Source organism: Kitasatospora sp. NPDC022856 (genome assembly GCF_055561235.1).
In genome coordinates this window covers 23,379-33,021 of record NZ_JBVHHE010000061.1, presented here as the reverse complement: position 1 = coordinate 33,021, position 9,643 = coordinate 23,379, and the positions used below count along the sequence as shown (strand labels likewise).

Below are 9,643 nucleotides of genomic sequence, written 5' to 3'. Positions count from 1 at the left end.
CCCGCGGAGCGGGTCCCTACGGGCCTTCGGCCCTCCGTTCGACCCCGGCCTTCGGCCGGGGCGGACCCGCTCCGCGTGTCCGTGGCCTGACCTTCGGTCAGGCCGGCCCGCGCTTCGCGCGGGCCTGTCGGTCACTCCGCTTCGCTCCATTCCCTCCGGTGGTTGAGCTGGGGTTACATGGTTTAGCTGGGTTTTTGGTTGATGTCACGACGGGCTGACTGGGAGTGGGGTGCCTGCCACCAGGGTGCGTGCGGGTCGGCTTCACTCCCGCCAGATTGGTCTAGACCGTGGTCCAGTCCACTGTTTCACCTCCATGAGGGGTCGGGGTGCGCTACCTTGGGAGGATGAGCAACGCGACCGAGTGTATCAACCTTTCACCGTCAGAAGATCCCGCCGTAGCGAGCCCGCGGACCCCACTTTTGGCAGATTCCCAAGAAATCTGAGCGTCCGACTGATAGCCTGCCGGATAACTGTCGTGAAGTGACTTGAACTTCCGGCTTGACGCTTTCCGGTCGTCGGCTGGTGAATGTATCAGGATCGCACTGCCAGGGAATCCCGCGAGATGCCGTGTGCGGGGTCGTGAATTCGAGCGAGGGGAGAGAAGTTCCGTGGGTGTCGTAAAGCCGGGTCTGCTGGCCGTGGAAGCCACCAGGGGTGTCACGCTGCGGGGGCACCAGGAGGAGGCCCTGGCAGCCATCGTGCGGGGGCTGACGCTGCGTCCTGGGCAGGTGGCACCGAATGGTCTGCGGGTGACGGTGCAGATGGCCACCGGCACTGGCAAGAGCTACGTGGGGGCGGTGGCCGGGCAGCGGCTGGCGCCCCGCGGTGTGGTGCTGGTGGTGGTGCCCACCCTGAACCTGCTGCTCCAGATGATGGGCTCGTGGCGGGAGGCCGGCCGGGTCGGGGAGATGCACGCGGTGTGTTCCCTGATGCAGAAGGAGCTCCCGGCCGGGGTACTGGCCTCCACCAGCGGGCTGATCGTCGGGGACTGGATCTCCAAGGCGGCCAGGGGCCGGCGCCCGCTCACGCTGTTCGCCACTTACGCCTCGGTCGGCGCGGTGCGCGACGCCTACGCCTACTGGGCGAGGGAGAAGCAGGAGCTGCTGCCTGAGCTGGACCTGATGGTCTGCGACGAGGCTCACCGGTCCTCCGGCAGTGTCGAGAAGTCGTGGACGGTGGTGCACGACCAGGCCTCCATCCCAACGGCCCGCAGGTGCTACATGACCGCCACCCCGCGTATCTGGGCGCCGCCGACGCGGATGCTCAAGGCCCGCGAAGGGGCCCACCAGCCGCTGCCGGAGGAGCTCGCGGTGTCCATGGACGACGTGCGCCTCTACGGGCCCCACGTGTTCTCCCTGGGCCTGGCCGAGTCGATCGAAAAATCCCTGTTGTCACCGTTCGAGGTGGTGGTGCTGGAGCTCCGCGACCCGCTCGCCGACCGCGACCAGGCCGGCAAGCAGCCGGTGCCCTGGGGCGCCGGGGTCGGCGAGGCGCAGGACGGGAGCGAGGACGAGGTACCGGCCGAGCACCTGGCCGCGATGCAGGCCGGCCTCCTCAAGGTGGCCGCCGAGCGCAACCTGAAACGCACCATCACCTTCCACAACCGCACCCTTGAGGCGCGCTATTTCAGCGAGACGCTGAACCAGACGGTAGAACGGCTGCACTTCCAGAACCCGGAGAAATACCCGGAGGAAATCTGGGCTCAGTGGCTCTCCGGCGAACACTCCGTGGATTTCCGTGAGGAGGTCATCGGCGAATTCGGACAGGGCGAGGAAGACGACGGCCTGAGCTATCGGGTGATCTCACAGTGCAAGATCATGGGCGAGGGAGTCGATATCCCGAATGCTGATTCGATCCTCCTCATGGGCCGTGGCAGCATGGTCGATATCGTCCAGGCCGTCGGTCGTGCCCTGCGGATTAAGCCCGGCGAGGGCAAGATGGCGAGCCTCATCGTGCCGGTCTTCCTCAAGCCCGGGGAGAATCCCGGGGACATTCTGGAGTCGGACAGCTATGGCGGGCTCGTCAAAATCCTGACCGCCTTGAGGTCACACGACACCCGCATGGTCGAGGCCCTGGCGGTGCCCCAGAAGTCCGGGAAGCGGACCACCGGGCGCAGCGCCGAGGCGGCCTTCGCCCCTGGTGAGGGCAGTGGTGGGGGTGCTGGAGGGGTGGGGGCGTTCACGTTGCCGGTGCGGTTCGAGAGCGACCCCGGTGATGACGTGCTGGCGTTGTTCATCGCCTCGCGGGTGCTGACGAGCGAGACGCAGTTGTGGCGTGAGGCGATCGGTCACGTACGGCGCTGGTTTCAGGAGACCGGTGGTCTCGATGTTCCCTATTCGGCGTTGGTTGGGGAAAACGGGAATTTCCCTTTGGGTAAGTGGTTGTCGGACCGGCGGGTGGAGAATGCGGCGGGTGAGCTGGCGTCATGGCGGGTGACGCAGCTGGACGGGTTCGGGATGATCTGGTCCGTCTCGGATGCGCGGTTCGAGGCCGGGCTGGACTGGGCGCGGGTGTGGGCGAAGGACCACGCCGGGAGCCTCGCGGCGCCTGCACGGGCCTCGATCGGCGGGTACGCCATCGGGACGTGGCTGTCCGAGCTGCGGTCTGCGGCCCAGGTGCCGGCCGGGGGGCCTGGCGCCCTGTCGCCGGAGCGGCGCCGGGCGTTGGAGGAGATCGACCCGTGGTGGTGCCCGGCGTGGCCGATCGCCTGGCAGCGCGCCTACAGCGTGGCCCGGCAGTGGTGGCTGGAGTCCGACGGTCAGGTCGACTGGCCCGCTCTGCCGGAGTCCACAGTGTTCGAAGGTGAGCAGCTCGGCCGCTGGGTTCTCGCGCAGCGCGCCGGCTTCCCCGGCCTGGAGGCCGACCAGCAGGACCTGCTGGCCGCGATCGGCATCGAGGCCGACCCCGAGCTAGTGGCCGCCAAGGCCGCGGCCGACGCGAAGCCGACGGTCTCCCGCACCGACCGGTTCGCCCAGGGCCTGGCCGCCCTCGCCGCCTTCGTCGAGCGGGAGCGGCACCCCCGGGTGCCCCGCCCACACAAGGAGCCGCTGGAGGCCGTGGACGCCGGCCCGGGCGGCGAGGAGCAGGTGGTGGTGTCGCACTTCGCGCTGGGCACCTGGCTCAACAACCAGAAAGCCCGCCGGGCGAAGCTCACCCCCGGCCAGCTCGCGCAGCTCGCCGAGCACGGCGTGGAGTGGGCGTAGTCGGAAGGGGTGGAAGGGCTTGTTCTAGGCCGTGCCGTCACTTCAAGGTGGCGGCTCCACTGTGTGTCGAACCGCGCCTTGTAGCCGTCAAGCTCGGCAAGCAGTGAGCCCCTTCAGCTGCTGCTTGGCAGGGTGGAGCCGCATCCGCCGTTGACAGCCACCCGGACCAGCGGGATCGCGGTCGGGCGTGCCGGCTGCCGCCTCGGCTCCGTCACCCGATCGGTGGCCGCTCTGAAGGAACTCAGTGTCTCGACGGCCTCTATGGACGCAAGGGGAGAGGTACTACGTAGTGAGGTCGCTCTTCCCGGTGTACCGCTCGGACAGGTCTCGGGGCGGCGATGGCGTTCAGGTGGTGGCGGCGGCTCCCGAAAATCCGTACCCGTGTGTCAGCCCCATGGTGGACCATGAGGGTTCGCATCCGTCGGCATGCCGCCGACCTCCGAGCGCGAGCGAGAGGAGCAGCGCGGTGGGAAATTCGGGCATAATCCTGGCTTTCTCGCAGATATCGTGCATAGGCTGCGGAATTAACCGCGTGCGATCCCTTGCCTGCCCGGACTGTGGCCGCCGACCGGAGCCGTGGGAGGTCGACCACCGTCGTCAAGCCCGCGTGAAGGCCGTACAGGATGCACTCCGCCTGCTGGACACTCCACCGGCGAGCGCGCCCCCGGGCGACGCGCCGTCGTCCGTTCCTTCCGATGTCCTGCGTGAAGTCCCCGGCTGGCTCGGCGATTTTCTCGCCGCGGCTCGGTGTGTCGCCAAGGGCAGCCCCGGCTGCGAAGACCTCCTCAACGAGTCGGTGGTTTCGCTGACCCGGCTGCGCGACCACACTGCCGGCGCTATACGAAGACGCCCTCAGCTGGCCCAAGTCGACTTGGCATGCCAGGCCGTCGACAGCATGGAGCAGATACTGCGAACTCTCCTGGAAGCGCTCAGCTCCCCCTCCCCCCTTGCCGCCCAAACCTGCGCCGTCGCGGCGCAGCGGCGACTGGACGTGCTCGCCGAGCTGACGGACGAGGCCGCCTGGATGAGCCGGACGGCTCTCAAGTTCGACGACGCGGAGTCCGTGGAGGATGTCGTTAATGTCCTCTTCGCGCAGGGTTTCGAGTTTTACGGCGCTTCGGATCTCTACGGCCTCAACGCTGCGGGCCTTGAGGAGCTGGAACGCGTCCTCGGAGCGCGGGCTCCGGGAGCGTCAGGCTTGATGTTCGCCCTGCACGACGTGTTCGCGCGCACGATGTTCGACCGCCGACGGTTCAACGATCTCGTCGGGCAAGCCCATGCACTCCTCACAGCCCATGCGGACGGCGTTCTCGCCCTCGTCGCCGACAGCGTGTTCGAGGATGATCTGAAGGCAGGCCTCCTGGAAGTGTTCGACAGCTGTACGCAGATCTCAATGGTCTTGCGGCAGTCACACATCCCGCGCCATGCCGGGCGGGCTCTCCTGGATGTCGCCGCGTCCCTGGTGGAGGGACCCGGCAGGGTGCTGGCGTCAATGATCATGCTCGCTTCGGGCCGCAAGTCCAGGCCCTACAGCAAGCTGCGCCATGACGACGCCACCGCCATCGTGCGGGCGGCGCAGCAGGATCCGGAGCTGGCGGACCTGTTCCAGGGGCTGGACTGCGACCTGCGCAATGCCCGGGCGCACGCGTCCGCGCGGTACGAGGACGACCGGTTGGTGATGGACCTACGGTCCACTTCCCGAGCCATTCCGTGGGACGAGGTCCTCGACGGCACTCTCCAGGCGCAGGAAGCTCTGCTGGCCTGGCAGGTCGCGCTGACGGCGATGCTGGCCGGGCACGGCATCAACGGCTACGGGACCCTCGATCTGCACCAGCTCTGCGGCTTTGCCGGCCAGCGGCGCATGATCGCAATCCTGCTGGAAGGCATGGGCTGCCGCGACGTCCTGGTGACCCCGGGACCCTCTCACTGGCAGATCGACGCGGGAACGGCGGCCCGGAGCGGCCCGATCTTCATGGGTGGCCTCGTCACGGCCATGCTCCGGTTCCTGCCCGGCACCGCGGACACGCTGAGCCTCACCGTTCGGCTCCCCGATGGCCCCCATAGCCTGGGCGGGCCGCTCGAGCCGTGGCGCGACTTCACCAGCCACCCCAGCGACAGCAACGAGTACGTGACCGGCATGATCCGGGCCTCGCTGATGTGGACCCACAACGGCAAGCCGTACCTGCCCGGGGACGTCCTGCGCCGATGGGCCGCTCAACAGGCCTTGGAGGTCGCCGACCGGCCCCTGCCGGCCCAGGTCCGACGGCTGCGCGAGCTGAAAGCCCTCGCCGCGGTAGCCGAGGACGCCCCGCTGCACGGCGCCCTCGCCGCAGCCATCCGTGCCGTCCGCCTCGGCCAGCCGGACAAGGCCGACCAGGTGTTTTTCGACAACTTGAAGACTTGGAGAAACACGCCGGTGCAGCTCGACCTGCGATGAGGCGGCCGCAGAGACGAAGCCGATGGTGGATCAGCTTTTGGTGCCCGGTGTTCTGGCCTGTCCTGCCCGCCGAACGCACGTTCTCCGACCCTGCTGCATCTTCCAGCCAAGAACGGACGACTTCCAACTGGACCGGGGAAGCACATTGCCCCAGTCTCGCTCCGGCCGCGACCTCACCGCGCCAACTTCCCCGCCGTCCCCCACGCAGGCAAAGGCCGCGCAGATTATCTTGATCGCGGCATCCGGCGCGGTGGAGAACCACAGCCGCGAGTGGGTGGCTCCGACGGGGCGCAGCGGCGCGGTGGCGGGCGGGGGCAGTGGGGTGAGCAGGGCAGGTGGGGTGGCGCGGACGGCGCCGGGATCGGATCAGTCCAGGTGCCATACCTCTTGGAGGTCGGTCCACTGGCATTCGTCAGAGGTGCCGGGCAGGCGTTCCTGGCAAGGGTCGGTGAGGGCCCACCAGGCCTGGGTCTGCGGGTCGGCGGCGATGGTAGCGAGGTCGGCCGCGTGGTCGGTACCGTGGTACTCGTAGTAGCCGAACAAGGTGTCTCCCAGCAGATGGATGCTGTAGTTGCGGATGTTCGCGGCGCGCAGGGCGTCCTCGACGGCCGGCCAGACGGCGGCGTGCAGGCGCAGGTAGTCGTCGCGGTGCTCGGGGCGCAGGCGGATCGTTTGGGCGACGCGCTTCATGCGGGAATCTCTCCTTGTGGTTCGGCGGGGTCGCCGTAAGGGGGCGGGTTGGCCCGAGGACGGCGCGGCCTCATGAGGGGTGGACGGGGTGGTCGGCCGAGGTGGCTGAGGACGGACAGGGTCTGCGGACAAGCGACGACCAAGGTCTCCTACCGCCAGCGCTCGAAATCCATCGCGACCGCCAACGAGGCCCGTCAACGGGCACCTGCAGTCTGTGCTCGCCCCGATAGGCCTACGCCTTGTCCGTGCCGGAGCCCCGCTGGGCGGCAGCTAGGCCTGACCACGCTTCGGCAATCATTCACCCTCGCCGTTGCAGTGCCCGGCCGAGTCGTTCCCGGGCCTCCCGAGCGCTACCGCCGATATCGGGACCGAGCTTGGCGGTCACCTGCTCGTCGGAGATACTGAGGGCCGTTGCCGCGGAGGAGTTCGACTGCGCGGGGAAATCGCTTCAACAGCGCCGCTTGTCACTTCCCCGGCGCCGCGCTGTGCGAGCCGGATTCGGTGGAGCGCAGATGCTCCCTCAACCACTGCTCGGTGTTGCTCACGTGCATCAGCGCGGCGGCGTGGCTGAGGGAGGCGTCCCGGCTGGACAGAGCGTTGAAGATCGCCTCGTGTTCGACCAGGGTCCGGCCTGCGGCCTGGTCGTCGACCAGGCCGCGCCAGATCCGGGCACGCAGCGTTCGGCCGGAGATGGCCTCCAGCAGGGTCAGGAGCGAGTCGTTACCGGTGGCCGAGATGACGGCACGGTGGAATGCGGCATCGTGGGCGTTGAGCAGTTCGACGTCTTCGCGTGCCTCGCGCATGGCGTCGAGGTGCCTTTTGACCTCGGCCAGTTGCTTGCTGGAGATCCGGGTGGCGGCCAGGGCGGTGGCGGCGGGTTCGAGGAGTCGGCGTGCCTCCATCAGGTCCTGTAGGGCGGCTGAGTCGCCTTGCAGGAGTTCCATGGCTCCGCCGAGTCCTTCGAGGAGAAGGCTCGGCTGCAGGCTGGTGACGTATGTGCCGTCGCCGCGTCTGACCTCCAGGATGCGAGCCACTGCCAGGGCCTTGACCGCTTCGCGGGCGAGGTTGCGCGACAGGCCCAGCTGTGCGGCCAGCTCGGGTTCTGCTGGGAGCTTCGATCCGGGAGGCAGTGCGCCGGTGCGGATGAGGTCCCGGATCTGCTCTATGGCCTTGTCCGTCAGTGACACGGTTCACTCCTCTCGTTAGTACTCGTTTTGGGCACATCTGGTCTGATGAGCCCTTGATCTCGGAGATCGTCCCAGAGACCTGTGGGAATGTGTTGGTAGTGGAGTTCCACGTTCCGTCTGACCTGTTCCGGATTCCGCATACCGAGGGTGACATTGATGATACTGGGGTGGGTGTGCGGGAATGCGATCGCCGCCGCTGGGAGGGTCGTTCCGTGCGCAGCGCAGACGTGGGCGATCGTCCGGGCGCGGTCGACCAGGGCTGGCGGAGCCTCCTTGTAGTCGTACGTCATGCCCTTGGCGGGCCGGTCGTGTGAGAGCAGTCCCGAGTTGAATACGCCGACCGCCACTACGCTCTTGCCGAGTTCCTGCGCGGTGGGGAGGACGTCGTCGAGGGCGGACTGGTCGAGGAGGGTGTAGCGGCCGGCCAGCATCACCACATCGGCGGCGGTCTCGCGCAGGAAGCGGGCGAGCATGGCCGATTGGTTCATGCCGGCGCCGATGGCGCCGATGACACCTTGGGTGCGCAGTTCGGCCAGGGCGGGCATGGCCTCCTCGGCGGCCTGTTCGAAGTGGTCGTCCGGGTCGTGCAGGTAGACGATGTCCAGTCGGTCGAGGCCCGTGCGCTCCATGGTCTTCTCGATTGAGCGGAGTACTCCGTCGCGGCTGAAGTCCCACTGCCTGCGCAGGTCGTCCCGCACGGCGAAGCCCTCGTTGTCGATACCGCGTGGTTGCTCATTGGGTACGAGCAGGCGGCCCACTTTGGAGGAGACGACGTAGTCGTCGCGTGGCCGGGCTCGCAGGGCTGCGCCCAGGCGGAGCTCGGAGAGGCCGAGCCCGTAGTGCGGCGCTGTGTCGAAGTATCGGATTCCGGTCTCCCAGGCCGCCTCGACTGCGGCTGCCGCGTCGTTGGCGGGGGTGACCCGGTTCAGGTTGCCGATGGCGGAGGCGCCGAAGCCGAGTTCGGTCAGCTCGACAGGGGTGTTCGTGATCTTTCGACGTCCGATGGTCCGGTGTGTCATCTGTGCTCCTCCGAGGGGCGCGGGTGGCGCGGCCGTTTCAGCGCATGACCGAAGCCGGGGCGCCGGCCATGAGGGCCTCGACCTCGGCGAGCGAGGCCATGGAGACGTCGCCGGGTGTGGTCATGGTGAGAGCGCCGTGAGCGGTGCCGTAGGCCAGCGCCCGCCCAAGGTGAGTGGCTGTCAGTGGGCCGGGCCATGCGGTGTCGCCGGTCAGCAGGCCGTAGATCAGGCCGGCGGCGAAGCCGTCGCCTGAACCGATGCGGTCCAGGATGTCCAGGCCGGGCATCTTTGGGCCGGCGACGAAGCCCGTTTCCGCGGACCACGCAGCTGAGGACCAGTCGTTCACACCAGCCGAGTGCACCCGCCGCAGGGTCGTCGCCAACACCCTGGCGGCCGGGACCCTGTCCGACACCTCCGCGAGCGTGTCCGCAGCCGCCTCGGCCCGGACGGCCGGGCCGCCGGGGCGCGGTCCGGCCAAGCCCAAGGCGCCCACTACGACGTGGGCGTGGCGGGCCAGCCGCAGGTCGATCTCGCGGGCTCGGTCGGGGCCGCCGCGCCCGTCCCAGAGGCTGGGGCGGTAGTTGGGGTCGTAGGAGACGGTGACGCCGTGCCGTCGTGCGGCCGTCATGGCCTCCTCCGCTACGTCGGCTGTTGTCTCGGACAGTCCGGCGAAGACGCCGCCGGTGTGGAACCAGCGTGGGCCCGCCGTGAAGGCCGCGTCCCAGTCGATGTCTCCTGCGCGTAGCTGGGAGACGGCCGTATTCGCCCGGTCGCTGACGCCCAGTGCGCTGCGGATGCCGAAGCCGCGTTCGACGAAGTTCAGCCCGTTGCGGGCGGTGCGGCCGACGCCGTCACCGGGCGCCCAGCGCACGAGCGAGGTGTCGACGCCGCCCTGCAGCATCAGGTCCTCGACGAGCCGGCCCACCTGGTTGTCGACCAGCGCGGTCACGACAGAAACAGGCATACCGAAGCAGCGGCGCAGGCCGCGTACGACGTTGTACTCGCCGCCGCCCTCCCACACCTGGAAGACGCGTGCGGTGCGGATGCGCCCTTCGCCCGGGTCGAAGCGGAGCATCACCTCGCCCAGCGCCATCACGTCGATCCCTC

At 68.5% G+C, this 9,643-nt stretch carries 6 protein-coding genes; 2 read left to right on the top strand and 4 right to left on the bottom strand.

Annotation, left to right across the window (positions count from 1 at the left end; all coding sequences use genetic code 11):
• Window positions 1-608 precede the first annotated feature (608 nt).
• Both ACZ34W_RS35845 and ACZ34W_RS35840 read left to right on the top strand, forming a co-directional pair.
• Window positions 609-3,203 carry a helicase associated domain-containing protein gene (locus tag ACZ34W_RS35845; protein WP_465610281.1) on the top strand — a complete coding sequence of 865 codons (2,595 nt, stop codon included), beginning with the start codon at window positions 609-611 and terminating at the stop codon, window positions 3,201-3,203.
• 607 nt (window positions 3,204-3,810) lie between these two features.
• Window positions 3,811-5,640, top strand: coding sequence for a hypothetical protein (locus tag ACZ34W_RS35840; RefSeq protein WP_465610279.1), 1,830 nt, complete (start codon window positions 3,811-3,813; stop codon window positions 5,638-5,640).
• A 366-nt stretch (window positions 5,641-6,006) separates the two neighbouring features.
• On the opposite strand, the gene ACZ34W_RS35835 is transcribed toward ACZ34W_RS35840, so the two are convergent.
• The 4 genes from ACZ34W_RS35835 to ACZ34W_RS35820 form a co-directional block, all read right to left on the bottom strand.
• On the bottom strand, window positions 6,007-6,330 hold the full coding sequence (locus ACZ34W_RS35835; RefSeq protein ID WP_465610277.1) for an L-rhamnose mutarotase: 324 nt from the start codon (window positions 6,328-6,330) through the stop codon (window positions 6,007-6,009).
• A gap of 464 nt (window positions 6,331-6,794) precedes the next feature.
• Complete coding sequence (locus ACZ34W_RS35830) at window positions 6,795-7,517, bottom strand: FadR/GntR family transcriptional regulator (protein ID WP_465610275.1); 723 nt, start codon at window positions 7,515-7,517, stop codon at window positions 6,795-6,797.
• The gene (locus tag ACZ34W_RS35825; protein ID WP_465610273.1) at window positions 7,508-8,536 is read right to left on the bottom strand and encodes an aldo/keto reductase; all 1,029 of its coding nucleotides are present in this window, start codon (window positions 8,534-8,536) and stop codon (window positions 7,508-7,510) included. The genes ACZ34W_RS35830 and ACZ34W_RS35825 overlap by 10 nt, the downstream gene beginning before the upstream one ends.
• A gap of 37 nt (window positions 8,537-8,573) precedes the next feature.
• Window positions 8,574-9,629: a sugar kinase gene (locus ACZ34W_RS35820; protein WP_465610271.1), complete on the bottom strand. Its 1,056-nt coding sequence runs from the start codon at window positions 9,627-9,629 to the stop codon at window positions 8,574-8,576.
• Window positions 9,630-9,643 lie beyond the last annotated feature (14 nt).

Coding starts and splice junctions, on each gene's coding strand:
- ACZ34W_RS35820 (WP_465610271.1), bottom strand. CDS start 9,629: ATGGCGCTGGGCGAGGTGATGCTCCGCTTCGACCCGGGCGAAGGGCGC.
- ACZ34W_RS35825 (WP_465610273.1), bottom strand. CDS start 8,536: ATGACACACCGGACCATCGGACGTCGAAAGATCACGAACACCCCTGTC.
- ACZ34W_RS35835 (WP_465610277.1), bottom strand. CDS start 6,330: ATGAAGCGCGTCGCCCAAACGATCCGCCTGCGCCCCGAGCACCGCGAC.